General features: G+C 70.8%; 28 protein-coding genes. 11 read left to right on the forward strand and 17 right to left on the reverse strand.

All coding sequences use genetic code 11. The annotated features are described in order from the left end of the window. Nucleotides 1-7 precede the first annotated feature (7 nt). Nucleotides 8-742: an SDR family oxidoreductase gene (locus tag SB816_RS06805; RefSeq protein WP_054428684.1), complete on the reverse strand. Its 735-nt coding sequence runs from the start codon at nt 740-742 to the stop codon at nt 8-10. A 114-nt stretch (nt 743-856) separates the two neighbouring features. Between SB816_RS06805 and SB816_RS06810 the strand changes: the two genes are divergently transcribed. The 4 genes from SB816_RS06810 to SB816_RS06825 all read left to right on the forward strand — a co-directional run bounded on the left by SB816_RS06810 (nt 857) and on the right by SB816_RS06825 (nt 5770). Then, a complete protein-coding gene (locus SB816_RS06810) occupies nt 857-1657 on the forward strand; it encodes a LysR family transcriptional regulator (RefSeq protein ID WP_410546679.1) in 801 nt (266 codons plus the stop codon). Between the two features lie 63 nt (nt 1658-1720). Further along, nucleotides 1721-2242, forward strand: a complete 522-nt coding sequence (locus SB816_RS06815; protein WP_175188946.1) for a sigma-70 family RNA polymerase sigma factor — start codon at nt 1721-1723, stop codon at nt 2240-2242. Next, nucleotides 2239-3192, forward strand: coding sequence for a FecR domain-containing protein (locus tag SB816_RS06820; protein ID WP_410546680.1), 954 nt, complete (start codon nt 2239-2241; stop codon nt 3190-3192). The genes SB816_RS06815 and SB816_RS06820 overlap by 4 nt, the downstream gene beginning before the upstream one ends. Before the next feature lie 118 nt (nt 3193-3310). After that, a complete protein-coding gene (locus SB816_RS06825) occupies nt 3311-5770 on the forward strand; it encodes a TonB-dependent siderophore receptor (RefSeq protein ID WP_410546681.1) in 2460 nt (819 codons plus the stop codon). 56 nt (nt 5771-5826) lie between these two features. Here the strand turns inward: SB816_RS06825 and SB816_RS06830 are convergent, their stop codons facing one another. The 4 genes from SB816_RS06830 to SB816_RS06845 all read right to left on the reverse strand — a co-directional run bounded on the left by SB816_RS06830 (nt 5827) and on the right by SB816_RS06845 (nt 10841). Further along, entirely contained in the window at nt 5827-6723 is an 897-nt protein-coding gene (locus SB816_RS06830; RefSeq protein ID WP_064527034.1) for a GntR family transcriptional regulator, read from the reverse strand. Nucleotides 6724-6742: 19 nt separating this feature from the next. Then, nucleotides 6743-9382 (reverse strand): aconitate hydratase AcnA, encoded by a 2640-nt coding sequence (gene acnA, locus SB816_RS06835; RefSeq protein ID WP_410546682.1) that lies wholly within the window; start codon nt 9380-9382, stop codon nt 6743-6745. Nucleotides 9383-9453: 71 nt separating this feature from the next. Then, a complete protein-coding gene (locus tag SB816_RS06840) occupies nt 9454-10134 on the reverse strand; it encodes a 2OG-Fe(II) oxygenase (protein WP_410546683.1) in 681 nt (226 codons plus the stop codon). Next, on the reverse strand, nt 10131-10841 hold the full coding sequence (locus tag SB816_RS06845) for a DNA-3-methyladenine glycosylase family protein (protein ID WP_254607564.1): 711 nt from the start codon (nt 10839-10841) through the stop codon (nt 10131-10133). The genes SB816_RS06840 and SB816_RS06845 overlap by 4 nt, the downstream gene beginning before the upstream one ends. Before the next feature lie 177 nt (nt 10842-11018). On the opposite strand from SB816_RS06845, the gene SB816_RS06850 reads away from it, so the two are divergent. After that, the gene (locus tag SB816_RS06850) at nt 11019-11708 is read left to right on the forward strand and encodes an HAD family hydrolase (protein WP_144655405.1); all 690 of its coding nucleotides are present in this window, start codon (nt 11019-11021) and stop codon (nt 11706-11708) included. A gap of 10 nt (nt 11709-11718) precedes the next feature. Here SB816_RS06850 and SB816_RS06855 read toward each other — a convergent pair whose 3' ends face one another. After that, a complete protein-coding gene (locus SB816_RS06855) occupies nt 11719-12495 on the reverse strand; it encodes a short-chain dehydrogenase/reductase (protein WP_064522625.1) in 777 nt (258 codons plus the stop codon). Nucleotides 12496-12622: 127 nt separating this feature from the next. Between SB816_RS06855 and SB816_RS06860 the strand changes: the two genes are divergently transcribed. Further along, complete coding sequence (locus SB816_RS06860; RefSeq protein ID WP_054500882.1) at nt 12623-13141, forward strand: MgtC/SapB family protein; 519 nt, start codon at nt 12623-12625, stop codon at nt 13139-13141. Between the two features lie 7 nt (nt 13142-13148). Here the strand turns inward: SB816_RS06860 and SB816_RS06865 are convergent, their stop codons facing one another. The 7 genes from SB816_RS06865 to SB816_RS06895 all read right to left on the reverse strand — a co-directional run bounded on the left by SB816_RS06865 (nt 13149) and on the right by SB816_RS06895 (nt 18934). Further along, a complete protein-coding gene (locus SB816_RS06865) occupies nt 13149-13514 on the reverse strand; it encodes a cupin domain-containing protein (RefSeq protein ID WP_410546684.1) in 366 nt (121 codons plus the stop codon). Nucleotides 13515-13595: 81 nt separating this feature from the next. Continuing rightward, nucleotides 13596-14405 (reverse strand): AraC family transcriptional regulator, encoded by an 810-nt coding sequence (locus SB816_RS06870; protein ID WP_116793256.1) that lies wholly within the window; start codon nt 14403-14405, stop codon nt 13596-13598. Nucleotides 14406-14411: 6 nt separating this feature from the next. Continuing rightward, the gene (locus SB816_RS06875) at nt 14412-14798 is read right to left on the reverse strand and encodes a VOC family protein (RefSeq protein ID WP_054500885.1); all 387 of its coding nucleotides are present in this window, start codon (nt 14796-14798) and stop codon (nt 14412-14414) included. A gap of 50 nt (nt 14799-14848) precedes the next feature. Continuing rightward, nucleotides 14849-15835 (reverse strand): formylglycine-generating enzyme family protein, encoded by a 987-nt coding sequence (locus tag SB816_RS06880; RefSeq protein WP_410546685.1) that lies wholly within the window; start codon nt 15833-15835, stop codon nt 14849-14851. Between the two features lie 141 nt (nt 15836-15976). Next, entirely contained in the window at nt 15977-16636 is a 660-nt protein-coding gene (gene alkB / locus SB816_RS06885; RefSeq protein ID WP_064522622.1) for a DNA oxidative demethylase AlkB, read from the reverse strand. A 1-nt stretch (nt 16637) separates the two neighbouring features. Beyond that, complete coding sequence (locus tag SB816_RS06890) at nt 16638-17333, reverse strand: 2OG-Fe(II) oxygenase (protein ID WP_054500888.1); 696 nt, start codon at nt 17331-17333, stop codon at nt 16638-16640. Between the two features lie 80 nt (nt 17334-17413). Beyond that, the gene (locus SB816_RS06895) at nt 17414-18934 is read right to left on the reverse strand and encodes a phospholipase D family protein (protein ID WP_410546686.1); all 1521 of its coding nucleotides are present in this window, start codon (nt 18932-18934) and stop codon (nt 17414-17416) included. Nucleotides 18935-19053: 119 nt separating this feature from the next. Between SB816_RS06895 and SB816_RS06900 the strand changes: the two genes are divergently transcribed. Further along, nucleotides 19054-19626 (forward strand): helix-turn-helix domain-containing protein, encoded by a 573-nt coding sequence (locus tag SB816_RS06900; RefSeq protein WP_054500890.1) that lies wholly within the window; start codon nt 19054-19056, stop codon nt 19624-19626. Nucleotides 19627-19633: 7 nt separating this feature from the next. Further along, complete coding sequence (locus tag SB816_RS06905) at nt 19634-20170, forward strand: GNAT family N-acetyltransferase (RefSeq protein WP_054500891.1); 537 nt, start codon at nt 19634-19636, stop codon at nt 20168-20170. 34 nt (nt 20171-20204) lie between these two features. On the opposite strand, the gene SB816_RS06910 is transcribed toward SB816_RS06905, so the two are convergent. Together SB816_RS06910 and SB816_RS06915 are read right to left on the reverse strand one after the other, a co-directional pair. Next, nucleotides 20205-20537, reverse strand: a complete 333-nt coding sequence (locus SB816_RS06910) for a hypothetical protein (protein WP_054500892.1) — start codon at nt 20535-20537, stop codon at nt 20205-20207. A 117-nt stretch (nt 20538-20654) separates the two neighbouring features. Then, nucleotides 20655-21557 (reverse strand): alpha/beta fold hydrolase, encoded by a 903-nt coding sequence (locus tag SB816_RS06915; protein WP_144655401.1) that lies wholly within the window; start codon nt 21555-21557, stop codon nt 20655-20657. A 110-nt stretch (nt 21558-21667) separates the two neighbouring features. On the opposite strand from SB816_RS06915, the gene SB816_RS06920 reads away from it, so the two are divergent. From SB816_RS06920 to SB816_RS06930, 3 genes are all read left to right on the forward strand, one after another. Then, on the forward strand, nt 21668-22555 hold the full coding sequence (locus SB816_RS06920) for a LysR family transcriptional regulator (RefSeq protein ID WP_144655400.1): 888 nt from the start codon (nt 21668-21670) through the stop codon (nt 22553-22555). 144 nt (nt 22556-22699) lie between these two features. Then, nucleotides 22700-22855 (forward strand): hypothetical protein, encoded by a 156-nt coding sequence (locus SB816_RS06925; RefSeq protein ID WP_167517638.1) that lies wholly within the window; start codon nt 22700-22702, stop codon nt 22853-22855. Between the two features lie 170 nt (nt 22856-23025). Further along, the gene (locus SB816_RS06930) at nt 23026-23847 is read left to right on the forward strand and encodes an SDR family NAD(P)-dependent oxidoreductase (RefSeq protein WP_410546687.1); all 822 of its coding nucleotides are present in this window, start codon (nt 23026-23028) and stop codon (nt 23845-23847) included. Between the two features lie 16 nt (nt 23848-23863). Here the strand turns inward: SB816_RS06930 and SB816_RS06935 are convergent, their stop codons facing one another. Further along, entirely contained in the window at nt 23864-24634 is a 771-nt protein-coding gene (locus SB816_RS06935; RefSeq protein ID WP_410546688.1) for a sulfite exporter TauE/SafE family protein, read from the reverse strand. Further along, complete coding sequence (locus SB816_RS06940; protein WP_064522614.1) at nt 24631-25041, reverse strand: hypothetical protein; 411 nt, start codon at nt 25039-25041, stop codon at nt 24631-24633. Before SB816_RS06940 ends, SB816_RS06935 begins: the two co-directional genes overlap by 4 nt. Between the last annotated feature and the right edge of the window lie 52 nt (nt 25042-25093).

Consider the following 25093-nt stretch of genomic DNA (forward strand, 5'->3'; position numbering starts at 1 on the left):
CGCGGACTCAGGCCTGCTGGCGGGTCGCCGCCAGCACGATTTCGCGGATGCACACGCCGGGCGGTTGCGAGTAGGCGTAGTACACCGCGTTGGCCACGTCCTCGGCGGCCAGCACCTTGCCGCCCATGTCGGCCTTCCAGTCCTGGTAGCCGCTCTTGATGCCTTCGTCGGTGGTGTGGCTGAGCAGCTCGGTCTCGACCGCGCCGGGGGCGATGGTGACCACGCGCACATTGTGCGGCGACAGTTCCTCGCGCAGGTTTTCCGACAGGCCGTGCACGGCGAACTTGGTGCCGACGTAGGCGACGTGGTTGGGGAAGGTCTTGCGGCCCGCCACCGAGCTGATGTTGATGATGGTGCCGTGGCCGCGCTCGACCATGCCGGCGGCGACGGCGTGCACGCCGTTGAGCAGGCCCTTGACGTTCACGTCCAGCATGCGGTCCCACTGCGCCGGATCCTGGCGCGTGATGTCGCCCAGCAGCATGACGCCGGCATTGTTGACGATGGCGTCTGCCGGGCCATATTGGGCCTCGGCTTCGCGCAGGGCGGCGGCCAGCGCGGCGCGGTCGGTCACGTCGACCTGGCGGGCCAGCGCATTGGGCAGGTTCAGGGCCTGCATCGGCGCCAGGCGGCGCGCCAGCAGCAGCAGCGGGTGGCCGTGCGACGAGAACAGGCGGGCGGTGGCCAGGCCGATGCCGGAACTGGCGCCGGTGACGACGACGAGGGGGCGTTGGGGGGTAGTCATGGTGAAGACTCCAGGTATCGGTTATTTATATGCCGGAGGGGCTGAAAACGATTCTAGGACCGGCTTTCACGCTTGAAAAATGGTTTATTCTTCTCGCATCAATCGGAAAAACTTATGGATAGCCGCCAGCTCAATGCCTTCATCGCGGTCTTCGAGGAACGCAACATCACCGCCGCCGCGCAGCGGCTGCACCTGAGCCAGCCGGCCCTGTCGGGCACCATCAAGAGCCTGGAGAGCCTGTTGGGCGCGCAGTTGTTCGAGCGCCAGGCGCGCGGCGTGGCGGTCACGGACGAGGCCCGCATCCTGTATCCGCAGGCGCGCCGCCTGGTGGCGCAGACCGAGTCGATGGCGCGCCAGTTCCGCCAGGATGCCCGCCTGGCCGAGCTGCGCATCGGCGTCGAGGGCGAGATCGCGGGCGCGCACGTCCGCGCGTTCGTGGCGCGGGCGCGGCAGGCGGTGCCCAATCTGTTGCTGCATTTGCTGGAAGGCTGCGTCGGCGACGCCCGCCTGGCGACCGAGGACGAGCGTTGCGAGGACGAACTGTTCGTGCCGCTGTGGGACGACCTCTACGCCATCGCGCTGCCGGTCGACGCCGCCGAGACCGCCGCGCCGCAGTGGATCGTCTGTCCCGATCACCCGAGCCATCAACGCCTGCTGCCGTATTACGGCGCGGCCGCCGGCGCGCCCGCCGCGCAGGCCGGGTCCTTGCGCCTGGCGCTGGAACTGGCCGCGGCCGGCGTCGGCGCCTGCATCGCCCCGCGCTCGCTGATCGCGCAGCAGCCGGGCGTCGCGGCCCAGGACCTCGATGGCCTGGCGCTGTCGCGCCGCGTCGGCCTGTGCTATGCGGCGCAGGCGCTGGACAAGCCGGCGCTGGCCTTGCTGGCGGAACAGTTGCGCGGCGCCGCCGGCGGATAGGATGCCGGCGGAATGGGATAAAATAGTAACAATTCCCATTTAGATTTCACCGCGAGCCGCGCCGTGTCCTCGACCGAATCCCTGCCCACCGACGCCGTTACGCGGATCTACCAAGAGCATCACGGCTGGTTGTCCGTCTGGCTGCGCAAGAAGCTCGGCAACTCGTTCGATGCCGCCGACCTGGCGCACGACACCTTCGTGCGCCTGATGGCGGCGCGGGTGCGCGCCGGCGGCGGCGACGAGCCTCGCGCATTGCTCACCCATATCGCGAAGGGCCTGGTGGTGGACCATTGGCGCCGCCGCGCGCTGGAAGACGCCTACCAATGCGCGGCCGCGCAGTTGCCGCCGCGCGAGGTGCCGTCGCCGGAAGTGCGGGCGCTGATCCTGGAAACGCTGTACGCCATCGACGCGACCTTGCGCACGCTGCCCGCCAAAACCCGCGCCATCTTCCTGGCCTCGCAATTCGACGGCGTGACCTATGCCGAGATCGCCCGCGCGCAGCGCGCGTCCCTGGCCACGGTCAAGCGCCACATGCAGAAAGCGCTGACGGCCTGCCTCATCGCCTACCAGGGGGGCGCCGCGTGAGCGCCACCTCCGATACGGCGGTCCTGGAAGAGGCCGCCGGCTGGCTGGTGCGCTTCCAGTCGGAAACCCTGTCGGCCGCGGACCGCGCCGCCTTCGAGCGCTGGCGCGGCCGCAGCGCCGCGCATGCCGCCGCCTGGGCCCGGTTGGAGGACATGCTGCGCAGCTTCGGACAGGTGCCGCCCGAGCTGGGGGCGCGCACGTTGCGGCGCCTGGAGCGGCCCGGACGGCGCCAGGCGCTGCGCACCGTGGCGGGCCTGGCGCTATTGGGACCGGCCGCCTGGCTGGCCTGGCGCGAACTGCCGTGGCGCGAATGGAGCGCCGACGCGCGCACCGCCGCAGGCGAGCAGCGCCGCATGCAACTGGCCGATGGCACCCGCCTGCTGCTGAACACCGCCAGCGCCGTTGACATCCAGTACACCGCCGAGCAGCGCGTGATCTGGCTGCGCGCGGGCGAGATCCTGCTAACCACCGGCAAGGACCCGGCGCCGGTCCATCGGCCGTTCATCGTGCGCACCGCGCAGGGCTCGGTGCAGGCGCTGGGCACGCGCTTCATGGTGCGGGACGAGGGCAACGGCATCCGCGTCGCCGTGTTCGACGGCGCGGTGGCGATCCGGCCGGCCGCCAGCGACGCGCGGCGCGTGTTGCAAGCGGGACAGCAGACCGTGTTCGACGCGCAGCGGATCGGCCCCGAGTCGGCCGCCGACGCCGCGCTGGCGTCCTGGGAGGACGGCATGCTGGCCGCGCGCAACTGGCGCCTGGCCGACCTGGTGGCGGAACTGGCGCGCTACCGCCGTGGCTTCCTGCGCTGCGATCCGGCGGTGGCCGAGCTGCGCGTGTCGGGCGCCTTCCCCGTGAACGATACCGACGCCGGCCTGCGCCTGCTGGAGAAGACGCTGCCTGTGCGGATCCACCGCATCACGCCGTACTGGGTCACCGTGGCGGCGCGCTGAACCGCCGCGCCCGTTACAAAATAATCGTCGAATCCCTGACACTTTTTCCGCCTTCGTCCGGTGTACCGGGTGAATCGTCGCGGCGCGACCGCGATGCCCCGCCCACGAAGGATCCCTCATGGCCAGCCGTCACTCCCGTTCCCTGTCCGTCCGCCGCGCGCGGACGCCCTCGTCGTCCGCGCGCGCGGCGGTGCGCGTCCTAGGCCTGGGCGTGGCGCTGGCATTGGCCTCGGCGGTCTCGCCGGCGGCGCGCGCCGCCGATGCCGTCAGCGCGGCGAGCGGCAAGCCCTATGCGATTCCCGCCGGCCCGCTGGGCGACACGCTGGCTCGCTTCGCCGCCGCGTCCGGGGTGCCGCTGTCCTTCGACCCGGCCCTGCTGGCGGGCCAGCACAGTGACGGCCTGAACGGCGTCTACACGGTGCGCGAGGGCTTCGCGCGGCTGCTGTCGGGCTCCGGCTACGCGCTGGCGGAGCAGGGCGGCGGCGCCTATTCGCTGCGCAGGCTGCCGCCGCAGGGTGAGACCACGCTGCTGCCGAACGTCGTGGTGACGGGCGCGGACGCGCATGCCTCGGCGCTGCCGGCCGCGTACACGGGCGGCCAGGTGGCGCGCGGCGGCCGGCTCGGCCTGCTGGGCAACCGCGATGTGATGGACACGCCGTTCAGCGTCGCCAACTACACCTCGGACCTGCTGGCCAACCGCCAGGCGGTGACGCTGGCCGACGCGCTGAACGTCGATTCCTCGGTGCGCTTCACCGGCCAGATCGGCGGCGTGACCGATTCGTTCTACATCCGCGGCTTTCCGATCGGCGAAGGCAACCTGGGCGAAATTGCCTTCGATGGCGTCTATGGCGTGGCGCCGAACTACCACGTGTTCACCGATTACATCGAGCGGGTCGAGGTGCTGAAGGGGCCGGCGGCGCTGCTGTACGGCATGTCGCCCAACAGCGGCGTGGGCGGCGTCATCAATATGGTGCCCAAGCGTTCGCTGCCGCAGGACCTGACGCGGGTGTCGGCCGATTACGCGGGGGCGTCGCAGTTCGGCGGCCGCGTCGACCTGAGCCGCCGCTTCGGCGACGACGGCGCCTGGGGCGTGCGGGTCAACGGCCTGCATCGGCAGGGCGACACGCCGCTGGACAACCTGCATTCGCGCACCGACATCGGCGCGCTGTCGCTGGACTACCAGGGCGAGAAGCTGCGCGCCTCGCTCGACCTGCTGATCCAGAACGAGAAGATCGACGCGCCCACGCGTCCGTTCCTGGTGGCGGCGGGCCTGCGCGTGCCGGACGCGCCGGACGGCCGCCGCAATGCGACGCAGCCGTGGAGCTGGTGGAAGTCCGAAGGCGAATCCGCGCTGTTGCGCGTCGAGTACGACATCAGCGACCGCCTGACGGTGTTCGCCGACGCGGGCGGCTCGAGCACCACCATCAACCGCCTGTCCGACCAGACGCCAACCCTCGTCAACGCCGCCGGCGATACGCGGGTGACCCCCAACCATTTCAAGTTCCAGGTCGATCGCAGCACCTACAATGCCGGCCTGCGCGCCAAGCTGGAGACCGGTCCGGTGCGCCATGCCATCACCTTCATGGGCACGTTGTACAGCGACCGCAACGCGCAGGCCAGCGTGAACGGCACGCCGCTGTCGTCCAACATCTATCACCCGGTGACGCGGCCCCGGCAGGACATCGCCGCGCCCGCCAGCGTGCCCAAGGTGTCGTCTTCGGACCTGAGCGGCTTCGCGCTGGCCGACACGCTGAGCGTGCTGGACGAGCGGGTCCAGTTGACGCTGGGCGCGCGCCAGCAGCGGGTCGAGTCGCGCAACTTCAATGCCGTCACGGGCGCGCGCACCCTCAGCTACGACGAAAGCGCGATCACGCCGCTGGCTGGCCTGGTGCTCAAGCCGTGGCGGAACGTCTCGTTCTACGCCAACTACATCGAGGGCCTGAGCAAGGGCGACGTGGCGCCGGCCACCGCCGCCAACGCCGGCCAGGTGTTCAAGCCGTACAAGTCCAAGCAGAAGGAAGTGGGAGTGAAGGTCGATTTCGACAGCGCCATGCTGACCCTGAGCGCTTTCGAGATCACCAAGCCCAGCGGCCAGTTGACGGGCGGCGTGTATGCGGCGGACAGCGAGCAACGCAACCGCGGCCTGGAACTGAACCTGTCGGGCGAGCCGCTGCGCGGCCTGCGCCTGCTGGGCGGCGTGACCTTCCTGGACGCCGAGCTGACGCGCACCGGCAACCCCGCCACGCGCGGCAACCAGCCGGTGGGCGTGCCGCGCCTCACCGCCAACCTGGGCGCGGAATGGGATACCCCGTGGGTCGCCGGGCTGACCCTGACCGGCGGCGTGATCCACACCGGCAAGGAATACGTCAACCAGGCCAACACGCAGTCGGTGCCCGCGTGGACCACGTTCGACCTGGGCGCGCGCTATGTCACGCGCATCGACGGCAAGGAAGTGACCCTGCGCGCCAATGTCGTCAACGTGTTCAACCGCGCCTATTGGTCGGGCGTGGCGTCCTACGGCACCATCTCGCAGGGCGTGCCGCGCACGTTGATGCTGTCGGCGTCGATGGATTTCTGAGGGCGCGCGGCGGGCCGCCAGGCGGCCCGTGCGAAGCGGCTTGATCCCCCGGCCGCCTAGGCCGCCAGGATGCCGCGGATGCGCGCCAGGTTGTCGAGCGTGCTGCGCAGGTGGCGGGCCAGCGCCTGCGAGGCCTCTTCGTTGCGCTCGCGCTCGAGCAGGTCGAGGATTTCCAGGTGCTGCTCGCAATGCTGGCGGTAGCGGCTGCGGTCCTGCATCGAGCGGTACGACAGCAGCCGCCGCACGCGGTTGACGCGCTTGATGGTGTCGATGAAGAACGGGTTGCCCGAGGCCTCCACCAGCGACTCGTGGAAGCGCACGCCGCGCTCGTGCAACTGGTCGGCGCTGTCGCTGTCGATGCCGCCGTCGAGCAGGTGGCGCTCGGCGGCGCGGCAGCGCGCCAATACGGACTTGTCGATGCGGTAGGAGGGTTCGAGCAGCGCGGCCGGCTCCAGCGCCAGGCGAAGGCGGTACGACTGCAGCAGGCTGTCGGGCGTGGTCATCATCGACGAGAACTCCCAGCCATAGCCGGGGCGCCGCTGCGCCCAGCCTTCCTGCGCCATGCGGGCCAGCAGCGCCTGGGTCTGCGCCTGTGTCAGGGCGTAGCGGGCGCGCAGCAGCGCCTCGCTGCACTGCATCGGCAGCACGCCGCGCAGCAGTTCATCGGCCAGCCGGAAATAGCTTTGCGTGACGATGTCCTCGGCGGCGGGCGGCGCCAGGTCCGCGCAGGTGCGCGCCAATGCCTCCTGGTCCAATTGCAGGAAGTAGCCGCGGTTGGGCTTGCGCGCCACGATGCCGTGCGCTTCCAGCAGGCCGAGCGCGTCGTTGACCGGCGAGCGCGACAGGCGCAGGCGGTCGGCCAGCTTTTGCGCGCTCAGGTGCGCGCCCTCGGTCAGGCGGTCCTGCCGGATCAGCTCCAGGATCTTGCTGGCGGTGTGGGTCTGCGCGCTCATGGGGGATGGAAAGTGGGACTCAGCCCAGCGGGGCCGTGTCGGGCGGCGCCGATTTCGCGGCGCCAAGCGTATCCGCGAGGATAGCCGGAATCACGCCGCCCATCCGCAGCAGATGCAGCTCCAGTTGCGTTTCGACAGCGGCGGTGGCCTGCAAGGCCTGTTCGCCGCCGTCGGCGCGCAGCAGCCGCACGGCGACCGGCTGGCGCGGCGCCAGGCGCTGCGGCGGGCAATCGATCTCGAAGCGGTCGCCCGGCTGGATCGCCAGGCGGTGCGGCGTGACGCCCGCCGGCAGGCGCAGCGGCAGGATGCCCATGCCGATCAGGTTCGAGCGGTGGATGCGCTCGAAGCTGACCGCCAGCACCGCGCGGATGCCCAGCAGCCGCTGGCCCTTGGCGGCCCAGTCGCGCGAGGAGCCTGTGCCGAAGCGTTCGCCGGCCAGCAGCACCACCGCGTCGCCGTCGCGGCGGTAGTGCTCGGCGGCTTCCCAGATCGGCTCGATGGCGCCGCTGGGCGCGTGCAGCGTATGGCCGACCGGCGCGCCGGGGCTGAGCAGGTTTGCCAGGCTCTTGCTGTAGAAGGCGGCGCGTATCATCACCTGCCAGTTGCCGCGGCGCGAGGCGAACACGTTCAGATCATCGCGGTCGTCGCCCTGTGCCACCAGGAAGTCGGCGATCAGGCTGTCGGGCGGAATGGCGCTGGCCGGCGACAGGTGGTCGGTGGTGACGTCGTCGCCCAGCACCAGCAGTGGATAGGCGGCGTAACGGCCCAGTTGGCTGGCGGCGCCGGCGCTGGCGAACGGCGGACGCCGCAGCGCGGTCGAGGCCGGGTCCCACGGAAAGCGCGGCGTGTCCGGCGATTCGAGCGCCTGCCAGCCGGGATTGGCGGCGGCGATGCGGAAGGCGCGCTGGAAATCGTCGGCGCGCAGGCCCTGCGCCAGCGCCGCGTCGATCTCGTCCTCGCGCGGCCACAGCTCATGCAGATACACCGCGCGGCCGTCCGGCGCCACCTGCACGGGCTCGCGGCTGAAATCGCGCTCGGCGTCGCCGGCCAGGGCGAAGGCGATGACCAGCGGCGGCGACATCAGGAAGCCCAGGTCGAGGTCGGGGTGGATGCGGCCGGTGAAGTTGCGGTTGCCTGACAGCACCGCGACGGGGTGGACGGCGCCGGCGGCCATGCCGGCGCGCACCGCCTCCGGCAGCGGTCCGGAATTGCCGATACAGGTGGTGCAGCCATAGCCCACGATGCCGAATCCCACCGCTTCCAGGTCCTCGAGCAGGCCGGCGCGTTGCAGATAGTCGGCGGCGGCGGGCGAGCCGGGACCGAGCGAGGTCTTGACCCAGGCCGGCGCCGTCAGCCCGGCCTGGCGCGCCTTGCGCGCCAGCAGTCCGGCGGCGATCAGCAGGCGCGGGTCCGACGTGTTGGTGCAACTGGTAATGGCGGCGATGGCGACGGCGTGGCGCGGCAGCGGCGAGGCCGCCCCGGGCGCGAAGGCCAGGCTGGCGAGGATCGCGCGGGTCTCGCCGTAAGGGCGCAGGTCCTGCGGCCGGGTGGGACCGGCCACGTGCATTCGCACCTGGTCCAGCGCGATCTCGATGACCCGGGTGTAGCGCGGCGTGGCCGCCGGATCCAGCGCCAGGCCGGCGCTGGCCGCGTAGGCGCCGACGCGCGCGACGTGGGCCGCGTCGCGGCCGGTCTGGCGCAGGTAGTCGAGGGTGGCCTCGTCGATGGGGAAGTAGCCGGTGGTGGCGCCGTATTCGGGCGCCATGTTGGCGACCACGCAACGGCTGCCCGCCGACAGCGTGGCGACGCCGGGGCCGAAGAACTCCACGAACTCGCCTGACACCTGGATCGCGCGTAGCCGCTGGGTCACGGTCAGCGCCAGGTCGGTGGCGGTGACGCCAGCCGAAAGCGCGCCGCTCAGGCGCACCCCTATCACGTCCGGGATGCGCAGCATGGTCGGCATGCCGAACATCACCGTCTGCGCTTCCAGGCCGCCCACGCCCCAGCCTAGCACGCCAATGCCGTTGATCATCGGTGTGTGGCTGTCGGTGCCGATCATCATGTCCGGGTGCAGCGCGCCATGGTCGTTGCACACCACCGTCGCCAGTTGTTCCAGGTTGATGGTGTGCATGATGCCGGTGCCGGGCGGATGGATGCGCACGTTCGACAGCGCCTTGGCGGCCCAGCGCAGGAAGCGGTAGCGCTCGGCGTTGCGGCGCAGTTCCAGGGCCAGGTTGCGCGCCGCCGCGTCGGGCTGCGCATAGGCCTGCACCGCCAGCGAGTGATCCACCGAGACGTCCACCGGCAGCACCGGATTGAGCGCGCGCGGATCCACCCCCGCCTCGTCCAGCGCGTCGCGCATGGCGGCGATGTCGACCAGCGCCGGGGTGCTGGTGGTGTCGTGCATCAGCACCCGGCCGGGCTGGAAGGCGATCTCGGCCTCGCTGGTGCCGTCGCCGAGCCAGGCGAACAGGGCGGCCACGGCGGCGTCGCGCTCGGCGCCGCGCATGTTGCGCAGCGCGTTCTCAAGCAGCAACCGCAGCACCACCGGCAGGCGGTAGTAGTCGGGGCCGTACATGCCGGCCATGTCGATGTGGGTATAAGCGGCGCCGTCGAGCGTGAAGCCGGCGTGGCGCAGGGCGGGGGCGGGATTTTCCATGGCTGCTAGTTTTGCATATTGAATATGCAAAATGCAATCTGGATGCGCAGTTCGATGCGCCGGCGGGCGGGCTATCCGGGGGCGAACGCTTGGCCGTCCAGGGGCGATTCCAGGCCACGGCGTTCGCCGCCGCGCACCCGGCTGACAGCGTGGCGCAGGGTGGCACGGTAGTCGCCGCGCGCGCCCCGAATGGGGCGATGGGCCGCGGCGATCAGGGCGGCGTCGCCCAGGCCCAGCGGCAGCACCAGGGGCCGCGACTGCTGGCGCGGACGCTGCTCGGTCATGACGAATTCGCCGCCGCTGAAGTCGCGGGCGGGATCGGACAGCAGCGCCACCAGCCGGATGGGGAACGCCCTGTCGTCATGCGCGTGTTGCAGCGCTTCGTAGCCGTCCAGGCGCAGGCAGGTGAGGACGGCAGCGCCGTCGGGCGCGGTTCGCTCGGCGTCCAGGTCCGGCCGATAGCGGACGTCGTGGCCCAGCCGCTGCGCCCAGGACTGCGCCAGCGGCGCCAACCGCGCAGACAGGGCGCACGGCAGGTCGCGCAGCGGCGGCGGCGCGGGCAGGCGCAGGGCGCGCCGCTCGTCGCGTTCGCCGGTGATGCGGACGGCCGCCGGGTCGTCGAAAGCCCGCGCCAGCGCGCGCGCCTGCGGCGGACTGAACAGCGCGGGCAGCGGCGCCCAGCCCTCGGCGTCCAGTTGGCCCACGATGCCGGTCCAGTCGTAGCGGTCCAGCGGATGGCCGGCGGCGTTCATGACATTGCCGCCGGCGCGGCGGGCATGCGCCACAGGTACCACGCCGCGATCGTGCGATACGGGCTGAAGGCTTCGCCGATGGTTCGCATCCGGGCGGGCGATGGCGCCTTGTCCAGGCGTTTCAGCCGGCGATAGCCTTCGCGCACGCCATAGTCGTCCGCTGGCAGGATGTCCATGCGCTCGAGCGTGTAGATCAACAGCATCTCCACGGTCCAGCGGCCCACGCCGCGCAGCGCCACCAGGCGCTCGATCAGGGCTTCGTCGCTCATCGCCAGCGCCTCGTCGCGCTCCGGGATCACGCCGTCGAGCGCCGCCTGCGCGATGCCGCGGATGGTGGCCAGTTTGGACGCCGAAAAGCCGCAGGCGCGCTGGGCCTCTGGGTCGGTGTCCAGCAGCGCCCGTGGCCGAGGGAAGGCCTGCCCCGGATACAGCGCCAGCAGCCGGCCGAGGATGGCGTCCCCGGCGCGCGCATGCAACTGCTGGTAGGCAATGGCGCGCACCAGCGCCTCGTAGGGCTCGCGCGCCGGCCGCGGCGCGTGCAGGCAGGGGCCGATGGCCTGCACGTGGCGCGCCCAGTCGGCGTCGAGGGCGGCCAGGTGGCGGGCGGCGCGTTCGAACAGGGCCGGCGTCGGCAGGGCTTCCTGTGCGGCGACGGTCTTGCGGGGCCGGCGTCCGGCGGCGGGCGGGGCGGTATCGGGTGGCGTCATGAGAGGCGGGAATCGGGGGGCAGGGCGGCGCGGGGCGGGGACGCCGGCGAAGGACAGCATAACGGCTCGGGCCGCCGCCGGCACTCCGTTGCTTGCGGCCGCGGCGCGCGCCCCTGGCCGGCAATGGGCCGTGCAGTATGCTTGTGGGCTTTCCTGACCCCTTTCCCGCTGCCCGCAATGACTGATTTTCCCTTTGACGCCGTGCTGTTCGACTGTGATGGCGTCCTGGTCGATTCCGAGCCGATCACCGCCCGCGTCCTGACCGAGATGCTCAACGAACTGGGCTGGGCGATCACCTTCGAAGAGGCCACCCGCATCTTCACCGGCAAGGCGGTGCGCGACGAACTGCCCCTGATCCAGGCGCGCACCGGCGTGGCGCTGTCGCCCGACTGGTTCGCGCAATTCCGCGAGCGCCGCAACGCCGCGCTCGACCTTGAACTGCTGGAAATCCCCGGTGCGCCGGACGCGGTGCGCGCCTTGCACCGGACGCTGGACGGCCGCATCGCAGTGGCCTCCGGCGCCGACCGCCGCAAGGTCGAGCTGCAACTGGCCAAGGTCGGCATCGCCGACTGCTTCAGCGAACGCGTCTTCAGCGGCCACGAAATGCCGCGCAGCAAGCCCTATCCCGATGTCTACCTGGCCGCCGCCAGCGCGCTGGGCGTGGACCCGCGCCGCTGCGCCGTGGTCGAAGACACCGTCACCGGCGCCACCGCCGGCGTGGCGGCGGGCGCCACGGTGTTCGGCTACAGCCCCGGCGACAACGGCCACAGCGGTCCCGAGGCGCTGCGCGACGTCGGCGTCGCCCACGTCTTCACCGACATGGCGCAACTGCCGGCCCTGCTGGCCGGCTGGGCCGCGGCGCGCTGACGCCGACGGGTCAGCGGCCGGCGTACTGCTCGCCGCCGTCCAGGTCGATCACCGTGCCGCTCAGGTAGCCGGCGCGCGGCGAGGCGCCGAACACCACCATGTCGGCCACCTCGCCGGCTTCCATCAGGCGGCCGAAGGGCAGGTCGTGCAGGGTTTCCTGCCAGCGCGATTCATCGCCCCAGCGGGCCTGCGCGCGCTGCCTGGCCAGCGTCAACACGCGGTCGGTGCGCGTGCGCGACGGATTCACGCCGAACACACGCACGCCGTGGCGCGGCCCGTCGCCGCCCAGGGCGCGCGTGAATGCGATCAAAGAGGCGTTGGCGGCCGCGCCGCAGATGTAGTCGGCGCGCGGGGCCGCGCCGGCCATGCCGATGATGTTGGCGATGACGCCGTTGCCGGCGGTGCGCATCAACGGGTAATAGTGACGTGCCAGGTCGATATAGCCATGCACCTTCAGGTCCCAGCCGGCGCGCCAGCGCCCGTCATCGACCTGATCCAGCGCGCCGCCGGGCACCGCGCCGGCGTTGTTGACGAGGATGTCGACGACGCCGGTGTGTTCCACCACGCGCGCAGCCGCGCCCGGCTGCGCCAGATCGACCGCCAGCGTGCGGGCCTGCCGGCCGGTCTGCGCGGCGATCGCGGCGGCCGCGGCCCGCAGCGCCGCGTCGTCGCGCGCCGCCAGGATCGGCTCGGCGCCTTCCCGCGCGAACGCCAGGGCGCAAGCCAGGCCTATCCCCTTGGACGCGCCCGTCACCAGTACGCGTTTGCCTTCCAGTTGCAGATCCATCCCAAGCTCCTCGCGATCGCGTCCGTCATAGCGCGGACCAGGATGACGTTGTAAACCGGATGGCCGGCGCGACGCCAGCGCCAGCCTGCTATGCTGAACGCCGCATACCTGGACGCGGGAGACGGCGATGGCGGAAATCTGGCTGGAAGTCTGGAGCACCTTGCGCAGCGAATTCGCCGACATCCCCGATGCCGGCGAAGCCACCCGCATCGTGCTGCGGCTGGGCATGGCGGTGATTCTGGGTGGCCTGCTCGGGTACGAGCGCGAACGCAGCGGCAAGGCCGCCGGCCTGCGCACTCACATGCTGGTGGCGCTGGGCGCGGCCATCTTCGTGCTGGTGCCGCTGCAGAACGGCATGGCGGTCGGCGACCTCAGCCGCGTGCTGCAGGGCGTCATCGCCGGCATCGGCTTTCTCGGCGCCGGCGCCATCATCAAGCTCAGCGACGAACGCGAGATCCGCGGCCTGACGACCTCCGCCAGCATCTGGATGACCGCCGCCATCGGCGTGGCCGCGGGCATGGGCCGCGAAGCCACGGCCGTGGCCAGCACGGCGATGGCGCTGTTCGTGCTGGCGGTGCTGCGGCGGGTCGAGGCGCGCATCGCCGGCAAGAACGAGAAGCGGGTGATCGAGCGCGACCGCCCCTGAGGCGGCCTCAGATCCAGACGTCGTTGGGCGCGCTGCGCTCGCCGCCGTGGTCGCCGGTATTGCGCACGCCGCGCGGCTCGATCAGCATGGCGTGCACCTCGTCTTCGGCAGAGGGCTTGTGCTCGACCCCCTTGGGAATCACGGCCATCTCGCCGGGCCCCAGGTCGATGTGGCCGTCGCGCAGTTCGATGCGCAGGCGGCCTTCGAGCACGATGAAGGTCTCGTCGGTATCGGCATGGGCGTGCCAGACGAATTCGCCGTGCAGCTTGACCAGCTTGAACTGGTAGTCGTTCATCTCGGCGATGACCTTGGGCGTCCAGTGTTCCTGGATCAGCGAGAGTTTGCGGGCCAGGTTGATGGCGATGGCGGACATGCGGGGTTCCTCGGCGGAAAATGGAAGGCCCCAGCGTAGCGACGCGCGCGCCCGCCGTCTTGTACGTTTGTGCGGCGAACGTCAGCGCCGCAGGGTGCCGCGCCATTGCGCCGGCGTCATGCCGAACGCCTGGGCATGGCGCCGCGTCATGTGGCTCTGGTCGCTGAAGCCGGCCTCGGCCGCGGCGTCGGCCAGCGGCCGCCCCGCGGCGATCAGGCGCCGTGCCAGGTCGAGCCGGCGCAGCAGCGCATAGCGGTACGGGCTGGCGCCATACAGTGCGCGGAAATCGCGCGACAGGCGCCAGCGGTCGATGCCGGCGGCGCGTTCCAGGTCGTCCAGCGAGATCGCCATGCCGTGGGTGTCGTGGATGTACTGACGAGCGCGTTCGCCGGCGGCGTAATCGGGAAGGCGGGCGGCGGGCGCTTGCCCGGCCGCGGCGCACAGCGCCAGCGTCAGGTCGTAGAGCGCATCGTCTTCCCGCAACGGATCGGCGTCGCCCTCGTCGTTGCGCAGCAGCGCGGCGCAGGCGGCACCAAGCCGCGGGTCGCTGGAAATGCCGTCGCGAATGAACGGCAGCGGCCGGCCGCCCAGGATGCGCTGGATCAGCGCGGGCTGCACGTAGGCCATGCGGTAGTGGAAGCCGGCGTCGGTGCCGGCCTGGCCGTCGTGCGCCTCGTCGGGATGCAGCACCAGCACGCCGCCCGGCAGGCTGTGCCGCAGGCCGCGGCGATAGTGGAAGCTCTGCACGCCCGCAAGCGTGCAGCCGATGGCGTAGGTGTCGTGGCGATGCAGGCCGTAGCCGCGGCCGCCGAAATACGCCTCGATGCGCTCGAACCGGTCGTCCGGCGCGCGGCGCACGATCCAGTCGCGGGAGGCGGGGCGGGCGGACACGGCTGTCTACGGCCGGATCTGTACCAGCACGAACTCGTTGCCGTACAGGTCGATGAAGTGCGCGTACACCGCGTTGCCGTCGTCCACCGGCTCCCGGGTGAAGCGCACGCCGCGCCCGGCGAAACGGGCATGGTCGCGGGCGACGTCGTCGGTGTAGAACACGCCCACCGGCTGGCCGCCGGTCTGGTCGCCGACGCGGTCGCGCTGGGCCTGGGTCTGCGCTTGCAGCAGCCAGACGCCCACCGACGGTTGCTCGGGCAGGCGCAGGTGCACGTAGCGCTGCTGCCCCACGGCCATGTCCACGAACACCTCCATGCCCAGCTTGTCCTGGTAGAAGGCGATGGCGGTGTCGTAATCGTTGACGAGCAGGACGAGACGGCCCAGCGAATGCATGTCGGGACTCTTTTGAAAGTTGTGCTTGCGGCTATGCTAACCGGTCTACATTAATCCGCTTCGCGCAGCAGCCGGAATCCGACGAGCGGATAGCGCGTTTCCACGGTGTTCCAGTTGCGGTAGGCCGAACGCGCGTACAGCGCCCAGGTGTGCCAGGAGCCGCCGCGCCGCACTTTGACGTTGCCGCTGGCGGGGCCCTGCGGGTCATCCTGGGGCGAATGCGCATAGTAGTCCTCGCCATACCAGTCGGACACCCATTCCCAGGCATTGCCATGCATGTCATGGAGCCCGAACGCGTTCGGCGCGTAGCTGGCGACCGGCGCGGTGAAGGCATGGCCGTCGCGCCGCGCGGCGGCGAACGCCCGCCATTTCGGCCACAGCGGCGCCGCGTCGGCGTCGAAAGTGTTGGCCACGTCCGGCAGCGCGGCCGGATCGTCGCCATTCTGGTAGCGGCCGCGGCTGCCGGCGCGGGCCGCGTATTCCCATTCGGCCTCGGTGGGCAGGCGGTAGACGCGGCCTTCCTCGCGGCTGAGCCAGCGCGCCATGGCGGTCGCGTCGTTCCAGCTTACATTGACGACGGGATGCGCGTCGGTCTGGGCGAAGCCGGGGTTGCGCCACGAATAGCGGCGGTCACGCCCCTCGAAGGCGTCGCCGCGTTCGCTGGCATCGGGGTCGTAGGCGGCGTTGTAGCCATAGCCGCCGGTGCCGTCCGCTTCCGATTCCGGCACATAGCCCGAGGCCTCGATGAAGCGCCGGAACTGACCCACGGTGACTTCCGTGCGCGCCATCAGGAAGGGCCGGGTGATGCGCACCGTGTGCACCGGCGCTTCGTCGAACAGTTGGGCGAAGCGCTCTTTCGGGTATTGCGGATAGTCGCGCGCCAGCGCCTCGGGCGTTTCGTCGCTGCCCATCTGGAAGGCGCCCGCCGGCAATGGCACGAACACCATGCCAAGCGAATTCTCGATCGGTGTCGGCGGCTCGGCGGCCATGGCGGACAGGCTGGCCAGCGAACACAGCAGGGCTAAGGCGAGGCGCATGGAATACCTGGAGAAAGGGCGCAAGGGTGCCCGATAATAGGGCCGTCGCGCGGTCGCCGCCAGTTCTGGGGAACCCGCATGGCGGCCGGCCGGCAGCCTCGATCGGCCGGCTGCTTCCGCGGGTGCGCGGCGCAAGCCGTCTCAGCCTGCCTTGCGGATGGTGAAGTTGATCCGCACGCTGCCCAGCGTGGGGTGCGGGCGGTCCTTCAGTGGCAGCACGCCGTGATAGCGCAACCGGTCGACGCCGCCCCACACCACTACGTCTCCATGGAACAGCGGCACGTGCACGGCCTTGTCGCCGCGCTCGTGGCCGCCGAACAGGAACACCGCCGGCATGCCCAGCGACACCGAGACGATGGGGGCGTCGTAGTCGCGCTCGTCCTTGTCCTGGTGCAGCGACAGGCGCGAACCGGGCTGGTAGCGGTTGACCAGGCAGGCGTCGGGCGCGAAGCCGGGAAAGCCCGCCGCCAGCGCGGCCTCGCGCGCCAGCGTGTCGAAGGCTTCCGGCATCGCCGGCCATGGCAGCCCCGTGCGCGGATCCTCGCGGGTGTAGCGGTAGCCGCGCGCGTCGCTGGTCCAACCGAAGTCGCCGCAGTTGGTCAGCGCCACCGACATGGGCAGGCCGCCGGGCGTGACCATGTGGCGAAAGGGCGCTTCCCGGCGCACCGCGTCGACGCCGGCCAGCAGCGCCCGCGCCGCCGGCAGCGCATAGCCGCGCAGCACGACTGACTGCGCGCCGATGCGTTCGCGGCCGGTCTGCGCGGTTTCCTCGTCGTTGAACAGGTTCAGGCTGGTTCCCATGTCAGGTCGCGTCGTGGAAGATCACGCCGAGCGTGTGGCGGCGGCCGTCGCGCAGCGCGCTGACGCCGTGGCGCATGGCCACGCGGCGCCAGCCGCGCGCGCCGGCCACCGGGCGCTGGTTGACGGTGAATACCAGCGCGTCGCCCTGGCGCAGCGGCAGCACTTCGGCGCGTTGCCCGCCGCTGTCGGTCTCGGTCATGACGAACTCGCCGCCGGTGAAGTCCAGGCCTGGCCGCGACAGCAGCACGGCGACCTGCAATGGGAAGACGTGTTCGCCATACAGGTCCTGGTGCAGGCAGTTGTAGTCGCCCGGCCCGTAGCGCAGGATCAGCGGCGTCGGCCGGCGCTGGCCGGCATGGTGGCAGCGGGCCAGGAAATCGGCGTGAGCGGCGGGATAATCCACCGCGATGCCCATCTGCCGGTTCCAGCGGTTGGCGATGGTCGCCAGGCGTGGGTACAGCGCGGTGCGCAGGTTGTGCAGCAGGCGCGGCAGCGGATAGGCGAAATACTTGTATTCGCCGCGACCGAACCCGTGGCGGCTCATGACGATGCGGCTGCGGTAGCGGTGTTCGTCGTCGTAGCCGGCGGCCAGCGCCGCGCATTGCGCCGGCGTGAGCAGGCCGGCGGCCACGGCGTGGCCGCGCGCGTCCAGGTCGGCGGCGATGCGGGTCCAGTCCAGGGTGTCCAGCTTGCTCATTCGGTGCGATGCATAGGAAAAGCGATAGTGTCCAGTCTAGCGCCATCGGGCCGGCGCCGAACTCCGTATGTTGCCGCCGCCTACAGCAGCGACTCGACCGGCAGCAGCGATACGAACCACACCGAAAAGCGCTGCCAGGCGGTCGTGCCCGGCTCGGTGTCGTGTCGGAGTGTGCGGCCGTCGCGCTGTTCCAGCCAGTAGAGCCTGCCCTTGTCGTCCAGGCAGACGCGATAGGCGCTGCGCGGGATGTCGCGCTCGAAGGCGTCGGCGATGTGGCGCGCCAGGGTCGGGCTGTCGATCACGAAGCCCAGCTCGGTGTTCAGGCGCGCCGAGCGCGGATCGAAATTGAATGAGCCGACGAACACGCTGCGTCCGTCCACCGCGAAGGTCTTGGCGTGCAGGCTCGAGCCGGAGCTGCCGAACGGCCCCATGCTCTTGTTGCGCTCGACTTCGCCCGCCTGACGCTTCATTTCGAACAGTTCCACGCCGGCGGCCAGCAGGTCCCGGCGTCGCGAGGCGTAGCCCGAATGCACCACGGCCACGTCGGTGGCCTCGAGCGCGTTGGTCAGCACCCGCACCTTGACCCCGCCCTGCGCCATGCGCGCAAAGGCCTCGGTGCCGCTGGCGGTGGGCACGAAATAGGGGGAGACCAGCTCCAGGTCGGTCGTCGGCGTGCCGACGATGTCGTGCAACTGGTGCGGCAGCATGGCCTCGGGCGGCGCGGTGCCCAGCGTCTTGCGCGGGTCGTCGCTGACCATGCGCGTGTCGGCCCACTCCAGCGCCAGTTCGCCGCGCAGCAGTTGCTGGATGAACGGCAGCTCGCGCATCGCCTCGGCATAGGCCGCGGCCTCGGGCGAGCGCTCGACGGCGCTGGCCTTGCGTTCCAGCGCGGCCAGCGCATCGGGGCCGGCGGGCTTGAGCAGCCCCGCCACCGGATAGGCCGACTGGCTGGCCCAATAGCGGTCGAAGTCGTTTGAGACGTCAGGCACCACGGCGCCCACGGCCAGCACGTCCAGGTCGGTGAACAGCACGCCGTTGGTGGCGCCGAAGTATTCGTCGCCGATGTTGCGGCCGCCGACGATGGTGGCCTGGTTGTCGGCGGTGAGCGACTTGTTGTGCATGCGCCGGTTCAGGCGGCGGAAGTCGGTCAGGTAGCCGATGGACTTGGGCCAACGCACCGCGAACGGGTTGTACAGGCGCACCTCGATGTTCGGATGCGCGTCCAGCGCCGCCAGCACCGTGTCCAGCCCGGAGGTGCCATTGTCGTCCAGCAGCAGCCGCACGCGCACGCCTCGGTCGGCCGCCGCGTGCAGCGCCTCCAGCAGCATGGTGCCGGTCATATCGTCGTGCCAGATGTAGTACTGCACGTCCAGGCTGCGCTGCGCGGCGCGCACCAGCATCATGCGCGCGGCGAAGGCGTCGTGGGCGTCCGCCAGGGGATGGATGCCGGACTTGCCCGGATGCCGCGCCGCCAGGGGCGTGATGGCGCGGCCCAGCGCCGTGTCGCGGGCCACGTCGGGCGCCAGCGCCTGCGAGGCGCTGCGTGATTCCAGGGGCGGCAGGCTGCAGCCCGTCAGGATGCCCAGGCAGAGGACGGTCATGGAAACGAATCGGGCTGTGTGCATACGCCGTATTGTGCCGAATTGCCGGCGGCCGCGTCGGGTTGCAGGCGCGCACGCGGTGATTGATTGAATTCCATATTTGAGATAAATTCTCTTATATGGAAAATTCACCCGCTCCCGATTTCGACCTGGACCAACGCCTGGCCGGCCGCCTGAAGGCCCTGCGCGCCGAGCGCGGCTGGTCGTTGGACGAGCTCGCCGCGCGCGCCGGCATCAGCCGCGCCACGCTGTCGCGCCTGGAAAACGCCGAGGTCAGCCCCACCGCCAGCGTGCTCGGCAAGCTGTGCGGCGCCTATGGCATGACGATGTCGCGCCTGCTGCGCATGGTCGAGGACGACTTCGCGCCGCTGGTGCCGGGCGCGGCGCAGGCTGTGTGGGTCGATGGCGCCACGGGCTTTCGGCGCCGCTCGGTGTCGCCGCCGTCGCAGAAGCTGGCCGGCGAAGTGCTGGCCTGCGAATTGCCGGCCGGCGCCCATATCGAATACGAACAGTCGCCGCGCGCCGGGCTGGAACACCACCTGGTGATGCTGGAAGGCGAGCTCTCCATCCGCGTCGACGGCCAGGCCCATGCGCTCGGGCCGGGCGACTGCCTGCGCTATCAGCTCTACGGCGCCAGCGCGTTCGATACCCCGCCGCACAGCGGCGCCCGCTACCTGTTGTTCATCGTCTGAGTCCGCCATGTCCATCGATACCCTTGCATTGACCTCTGTTACCGCCGATGAGGCCCACGCCCTGCTGCCCGGCCTGGGCGAGTTGCTGCACGCCTGCGTGCAGGAGGGCGCCAGCGTCAGCTTCGTGCTGCCCTTTGGCCCCGAGGCGGCGCGCGCGTTCTGGCTCGACAAGGTGCTGCCGCCGCTGGAAAGCGGCGGCCTGGTGCTGCTGGTGGCCATGCGGGAAGGACGGGTGGCCGGCTCGGTGCAACTGGACTGCGATACGCCGCCCAACCAGCCGCATCGCGCCGAGATCCGCAAGCTGCTGGTGCACCCCGATTTCCGCCGCCGCGGCATCGCCCGTGAACTGATGCAGGCCGCGGAGGCCGCGGCCGTGGCGGCCGGCCGCAGCCTGATCACGCTGGATACGCGCACCGGCGACAACGCCGAGCCGTTGTATACCTCGCTGGGTTACCGCACGGTGGGGGTAATTCCGGGATTTGCCCGCGATGCGCGCGATCCGAACCGGCTGGATGGCACGACCATCATGTACAAACCGTTGTAGCGCGGCCCGGCGGGCGCCGGGCGCGGCAGGCCGCTCAGGCGAGCGGCTTCAGGCCCACGCTGTAGGGCGGGGCGTTGCCGCGCGCGGCGGCCTTGATCTTCAGCATCGAGCCGCCCGGCGTGAATTCGAATTCCTGGAACGGCACTTCGAACCACTGGTGGAAGCTGGTGCGCGAGAACTCGGGCACCCAGACCTTGGGACGCTTGTTGTCGCAGTGGAATTCCACCAGGGTACGGTCGATGCCCAGCGGACGGGTGTTGCCAATGCGGTAGCTGGCGCGCAGTTCGGCGCTCTCGGTGCGGCCGGGCTGCCAGGTCAGCCCGATGGATACCATGAAGTGTTCGATCGCCTCAATGCCGCGATACATAGCTGACTCCGAATGCTGCCGGGCGCGAACGCCCGCAAGAAGCCGCCGCGAGGGCGGCGGGAAATACCGCGATTATCCGCCATTCCCCGTTTTCCTGCCGGTCGTCGCGCCCGGGCTTCAGTCGGCGACGGGCCAGTCCGCGTGGAATTTCAGCAGCGCGGCGGCCACCGCCTGCGGCGCTTCGCGTTGCGGAAAATGGCCGACCCCATCCAGCACTCGCCGCTCATAGCCTCCGGTGAAATAGCGCTCGCGGCCTTCGGACGTCGCCGGCAGGTTGCAGGTGTCCGCGCCGCCGTGCAGCACCAGCGTGGGCAGCGCCAGTGTCGGCGCGGGCGTGAGCCGCGCGCTGTCCTCGGCGTAGGCCGGGTCGCCGGCCTCGAAGCCCCAGCGCTGGCGGTACGAGTGCAGCACCACCGCGGGCCAGTCGGGATTGTCGAAGGCGCGCGCGGCTTCGTCGAATTCGTCCGGCTGGTACCAGCCGGGCGGCGACCAGGTGTCCCACAGATAGCGGGTGAAGGCGCGAGCCTCCTCGCGCACGGCCGCCGCGCCGCGCGGCGTGGCCATGAACCAGTGGTACCAGTAGTTGCGCGCCTGCGGCAACGGCAGGGCCTGCGCGGGATCGTTGGTGCCGTAGCCGACCGACAGCAGCGCCAGGTGCGAGGCCACGCCGGGTTGCAGGCCGCAGGCATTGGCGGCGGCGCGCGCGCCCCAGTCGTGGCCGACCAGCAGCGGCCGGCGCAGGCCGAGCGCGGCGATGAAGTCCAGCACGTCGCGGCCCAGCGCGGCCAGCTCGCCGCTGCGCGGCGTCGCCGCGTCCAGAAAGCGGGTCGGGCCGAAGCCGCGCAGCGCCGGGCACAGCACGCGGTAGCCCTCGGCCGCCAGGCGCTGCGCCACCGGGCGCCAGCATTCGGGGCTGTCGGGCCAGCCGTGCAGCAGTACGGCGGCGCGCGCGCCGCCGGGATTCCATTCCAGATAGGCGATTTCCAGCCGGGGGGTGCGGAGGGTGGCGTAGGCGGTCATGGTCGTGCGTCCTTGCGGTATCGGGAAAGGCTACGATAGCGGCGCCGGAAATCACGATTAGTGAATAATGTGAGGTTATTATCAATGAATCACGTATTTAGGAGTCGCCCATGGACACCCCTGCGGCGCCGGTCGGCGCGGTGCTGGACCTGACCCTGTTGCGCACGTTCCTGGAGGTCGTCGACCATGGCGGGTTCGCGCTGGCGGCCGATGCCCTGGCGTTGACGCCGTCGGCGGTCAGCGGCCACATCAAGCGCCTGGAGTCGACGGCCGGCGCCGTGCTGCTGGAACGCACCACCCGCAGCTTCGAGCTGACCGCGGCGGGCGAGACCCTCTACGCCTACGCGCGCAACATCGTCGATCTCGAGCGCGAGGCCCGCGCCCGCCTGCGCGGCGCCGGCCTGAAGGGACGGTTGCGCATCGGTTCGTCCGAGGATTTCGCCGGCGCCTGGCTGCCCGAAGTGCTGCAGGCGTTCCACCGCGCGCACCCCGGCGCGTCGATCGAGTTGAAGGTGGGCGTCACGACCGACCTGCTGCGTCAGCAGGAACGCGGCAAGCTCGACGTGGTGTTCGGCAAGCGCTGCGCCCGCGTGCATGATGACGGCGAACTGTTGTGGGAAGAAGAACTGGTGTGGGCCTGGAGCGAGGACAAGCCGTGGAAGCCGGGCGAGCGCGTGCCGCTGGCGGTGTTTCCGGATCCCTGCGTCTACCGCGAGGCCGCGATCGCGGCGTTGGGCAAGGCGCGGCGCGCCTGGCTGCCGGCGTTCGAAAGCGCCAGCATGGCGGGTTGCCTGGCCGCGGCGCAGGCCGGCTTCGCGGTGGCGCCGGTGGCGCGCAGCCAGTTGCGCCAGGGCCTGCGCGCCCTGGCGCGCGAGGACGGCATGCCGCCGCTCCCGAACGCGCGCTTCTATGCCTTTGCACGCTCGGCCGAGCCGGCGGTGCGGGCCCTGGTCGCGGCCGTGCGCGAGACCGGGCAGCGGCGCCGGTTCGCGCGTTGAGCCGCGGGCTTGCGTTGTTTCAATGGCCTTGATTGAGTAAACCAAATGGACGCGTGGCGCCGCGTCCCGCACGATGGTGCCCATGTCTTCTATAAGACCGGCGCAGCCGCCGCCGGTCCGGGCATCTGAATCAAAGGAATCATCATGGCAAATTTCCTGCTTGCACTGGTCACCGCTGAACTCTCCCTCTTCGGTGTCGACGCCGCTGCCGCGCCCGCGGCCGCCGCCCCGGCCGAGGCGCCGCCCGCCGACACCTCGCCGCGCTTCGACAGCGAGCACTACCGCAGCGCGCTGGGCTGAGACGCAAGGCTGTAGAAATAGGCAGGTTTCACGCAAGAACGAGCCTGTACGCTCCACCACGCGATTCTTAATATCCCTCTCACGCCCGGGGTCCATGGTTTCCGTGTGAATCCATGGACGACGGCGGGTCACCGGCCTGTTGCCGGTGGCTGCAAGCAGAGGGAGATCGCATGAGCACCGAAAAAATCTGGTTTGTCACAGGCGCCGCGGGCGGCCTGGGTCTGGCGCTGGTCAGGATGCTGCTCGATCAGGGGGGCTACGTCGCGGCGACGGCGGACGACGTGGATGTATTGATGGAGGCGGTGGGCGCCAAGCTCGAGGGCCGTTTCCTGCCGCTCGAAGTGAATCTGGCCGATGAAGGCAACGTGCGCCGGGCGGTCGACAGCGCCATCGCCGCGTTCGGCCGCATCGACGTGGTGGTCAATCACGCCGGCCGGGGGCTGTCCGGGCCGCTCGAAGCGCTGTCCGACGAGGCGTTGCGCGGCAGTTTCGACATCAACGTCTTCGGCGTGTTGAATGTGGTGCGCGCGGTGATGCCGCGCCTGCGCGCCCAGCGCGCGGGGCACGTCTTCAATATTTCGTCGATCCTCGGTTTCGATGGCGGCCGCGCCGGCTGGGGCGCCTACAGCGCCGCCAAGTTCGCCGTCAGCGGCCTGACCGAGGCGCTGGCATTGGAAGCCGCGCCGCACGGCGTGCGGGTGTCGCTGGTGTACCCCGGCGCGATGCGGGCGGGGGCGGAGGAGATCGGCGGCCATTCCGAAGCGGGACAGGCCGCTGCGGCGGGGCATCCCGCCGCCGGCGATCCGGCCAAGGCGGCGCGCGCGCTGATCCAGGCGGCCGACGCGCAGTATGCGCCGCTGCACCTGTTCCTGGGGCGCGACGCCTTCGACCAAGCGCGCGGCAAGATCCAGTCTGTGCAGCAGGAGCTGGCGCGCTGGCGCGAGATGTCCGTGTCGATCGGCTTCGTCGACGAGCGGCGCATGGCGGCCTGAGCGCGAGCGGGGCCGCCTACCCGGTCAGGCCCTGCGCCGCCTGGTAGGCGCCCAGCAGCGCCAGGCTCACCATGAAACATTGCCTGAAGACGCGCGGCGACAGCCGGTCGCGCAACCATTGTCCCAATGCCATGCCGGCCAGCGCCGGCAACAGCATCAACACCGAGGCGCCGGCCGCGCCAGGGCTGTAGCTGCCGGTCAACCACAGGCCCGCCGCCAGCGCGACGGTCGAGACCGTGAACGAAATGCCCATGGCCTGGATCAGTCCGTCCTTGCCCAGGTTCAGCGCCTGTAGATACGGCACGGCGGGAATCACGAAGACGCCGGTGGCCGCGGTGATGACGCCGGTGACCACGCCCACCGCCACCCCAAGCGTGCCTTCGTGGCGGGCCGGCACCGCGGGCGGCTTGCCAAACAATCCCCAGGCCGCGTAGACCACCAGGGCGACGCCCAGGCAGACGCTGGCCCAGTGGCCGGCCGGCGCGCCCAGCCACAGCGCGCCGCCGATCGTGCCCACGCACACGCCGAGCTGCATCGCGCCGATGCGCCGCAGCACCCGCGTCAGCGTCGGCCATGGCCGCGCCTGCCAGAGATTGGTGATGAGCGACGGCACGATCAGCAGCGCGGCGGCCTGGGCCGGCGCCATCACCAGCGCCAGCATGGCCATGGAGATGGTCGGCAGGCCCAGTCCCACCACGCCCTTGACCACGCCGGCCAGGACGAACACGGCGGCGGTCGCCGTCAGCAGCGCCGGCGTGGCGATGCCGGACAGTTCGTGCAGGTTCATGCGGCCTCGCAATGCGCGGTGAGCGGGTCGCGCGGCCGGCCGAACAGGGCATAGGCGACGTCGTCGGCCCCGCCCTGGCTGGCGGCGCGCAGCAGCCACTGGCGGCCTTCGCACAGATCGGCGGGCTGGCCGGCGCCATACAGCGCGGGGCCGCCGACCAGGGCGATGCCGAGCATGCGCTGCGCCGGCGCATGGCCTTCGCGCGCCGCGGCCCGCAGCCACGTCAGCATGGCGGGATAGTCGCCCAGGGTCTGCGCTTCCAGAGCCAGGGCGTATTTCTGCGCTGGCGTGGCATAGGCCGACAGACCGTTATTGGCTTCGGCCCGGCCTGAGGAATGCAGCGCCAAGGCAAGCAGCAGCGCGGCTGGCCCGACCGCGGCAACGCGCCGCGCGAAGGAGGGAGTCATGGATATTCCCCTTGATGGATGATCGACAGCCAGATTCTGCGCGCGGCAGGGG

The organism is Achromobacter sp. SIMBA_011, from assembly GCF_046535435.1.
In the GTDB taxonomy this organism is placed as follows: Bacteria; Pseudomonadota; Gammaproteobacteria; order Burkholderiales; family Burkholderiaceae_B; genus Achromobacter; species Achromobacter dolens.

Excerpts from the sequence above, each read along its gene's own strand:
- SB816_RS06805 (WP_054428684.1), bottom strand. The coding sequence starts at position 742 with ATGACTACCCCCCAACGCCCCCTCGTCGTCGTCACCGGCGCCAGTTCC.
- SB816_RS06810 (WP_410546679.1), top strand. The coding sequence starts at position 857 with ATGGATAGCCGCCAGCTCAATGCCTTCATCGCGGTCTTCGAGGAACGC.
- SB816_RS06825 (WP_410546681.1), top strand. The coding sequence starts at position 3,311 with ATGGCCAGCCGTCACTCCCGTTCCCTGTCCGTCCGCCGCGCGCGGACG.
- SB816_RS06830 (WP_064527034.1), bottom strand. The coding sequence starts at position 6,723 with ATGAGCGCGCAGACCCACACCGCCAGCAAGATCCTGGAGCTGATCCGG.
- acnA (WP_410546682.1), bottom strand. The coding sequence starts at position 9,382 with ATGGAAAATCCCGCCCCCGCCCTGCGCCACGCCGGCTTCACGCTCGAC.
- SB816_RS06840 (WP_410546683.1), bottom strand. The coding sequence starts at position 10,134 with ATGAACGCCGCCGGCCATCCGCTGGACCGCTACGACTGGACCGGCATC.
- SB816_RS06845 (WP_254607564.1), bottom strand. The coding sequence starts at position 10,841 with ATGACGCCACCCGATACCGCCCCGCCCGCCGCCGGACGCCGGCCCCGC.
- SB816_RS06850 (WP_144655405.1), top strand. The coding sequence starts at position 11,019 with ATGACTGATTTTCCCTTTGACGCCGTGCTGTTCGACTGTGATGGCGTC.
- SB816_RS06855 (WP_064522625.1), bottom strand. The coding sequence starts at position 12,495 with ATGGATCTGCAACTGGAAGGCAAACGCGTACTGGTGACGGGCGCGTCC.
- SB816_RS06860 (WP_054500882.1), top strand. The coding sequence starts at position 12,623 with ATGGCGGAAATCTGGCTGGAAGTCTGGAGCACCTTGCGCAGCGAATTC.
- SB816_RS06865 (WP_410546684.1), bottom strand. The coding sequence starts at position 13,514 with ATGTCCGCCATCGCCATCAACCTGGCCCGCAAACTCTCGCTGATCCAG.
- SB816_RS06875 (WP_054500885.1), bottom strand. The coding sequence starts at position 14,798 with ATGCATTCGCTGGGCCGTCTCGTCCTGCTCGTCAACGATTACGACACC.
- SB816_RS06880 (WP_410546685.1), bottom strand. The coding sequence starts at position 15,835 with ATGCGCCTCGCCTTAGCCCTGCTGTGTTCGCTGGCCAGCCTGTCCGCC.
- alkB (WP_064522622.1), bottom strand. The coding sequence starts at position 16,636 with ATGGGAACCAGCCTGAACCTGTTCAACGACGAGGAAACCGCGCAGACC.
- SB816_RS06890 (WP_054500888.1), bottom strand. The coding sequence starts at position 17,333 with ATGAGCAAGCTGGACACCCTGGACTGGACCCGCATCGCCGCCGACCTG.
- SB816_RS06895 (WP_410546686.1), bottom strand. The coding sequence starts at position 18,934 with ATGACCGTCCTCTGCCTGGGCATCCTGACGGGCTGCAGCCTGCCGCCC.
- SB816_RS06900 (WP_054500890.1), top strand. The coding sequence starts at position 19,054 with ATGGAAAATTCACCCGCTCCCGATTTCGACCTGGACCAACGCCTGGCC.
- SB816_RS06905 (WP_054500891.1), top strand. The coding sequence starts at position 19,634 with ATGTCCATCGATACCCTTGCATTGACCTCTGTTACCGCCGATGAGGCC.
- SB816_RS06910 (WP_054500892.1), bottom strand. The coding sequence starts at position 20,537 with ATGTATCGCGGCATTGAGGCGATCGAACACTTCATGGTATCCATCGGG.
- SB816_RS06915 (WP_144655401.1), bottom strand. The coding sequence starts at position 21,557 with ATGACCGCCTACGCCACCCTCCGCACCCCCCGGCTGGAAATCGCCTAT.
- SB816_RS06920 (WP_144655400.1), top strand. The coding sequence starts at position 21,668 with ATGGACACCCCTGCGGCGCCGGTCGGCGCGGTGCTGGACCTGACCCTG.
- SB816_RS06925 (WP_167517638.1), top strand. The coding sequence starts at position 22,700 with ATGGCAAATTTCCTGCTTGCACTGGTCACCGCTGAACTCTCCCTCTTC.
- SB816_RS06930 (WP_410546687.1), top strand. The coding sequence starts at position 23,026 with ATGAGCACCGAAAAAATCTGGTTTGTCACAGGCGCCGCGGGCGGCCTG.
- SB816_RS06935 (WP_410546688.1), bottom strand. The coding sequence starts at position 24,634 with ATGAACCTGCACGAACTGTCCGGCATCGCCACGCCGGCGCTGCTGACG.
- SB816_RS06940 (WP_064522614.1), bottom strand. The coding sequence starts at position 25,041 with ATGACTCCCTCCTTCGCGCGGCGCGTTGCCGCGGTCGGGCCAGCCGCG.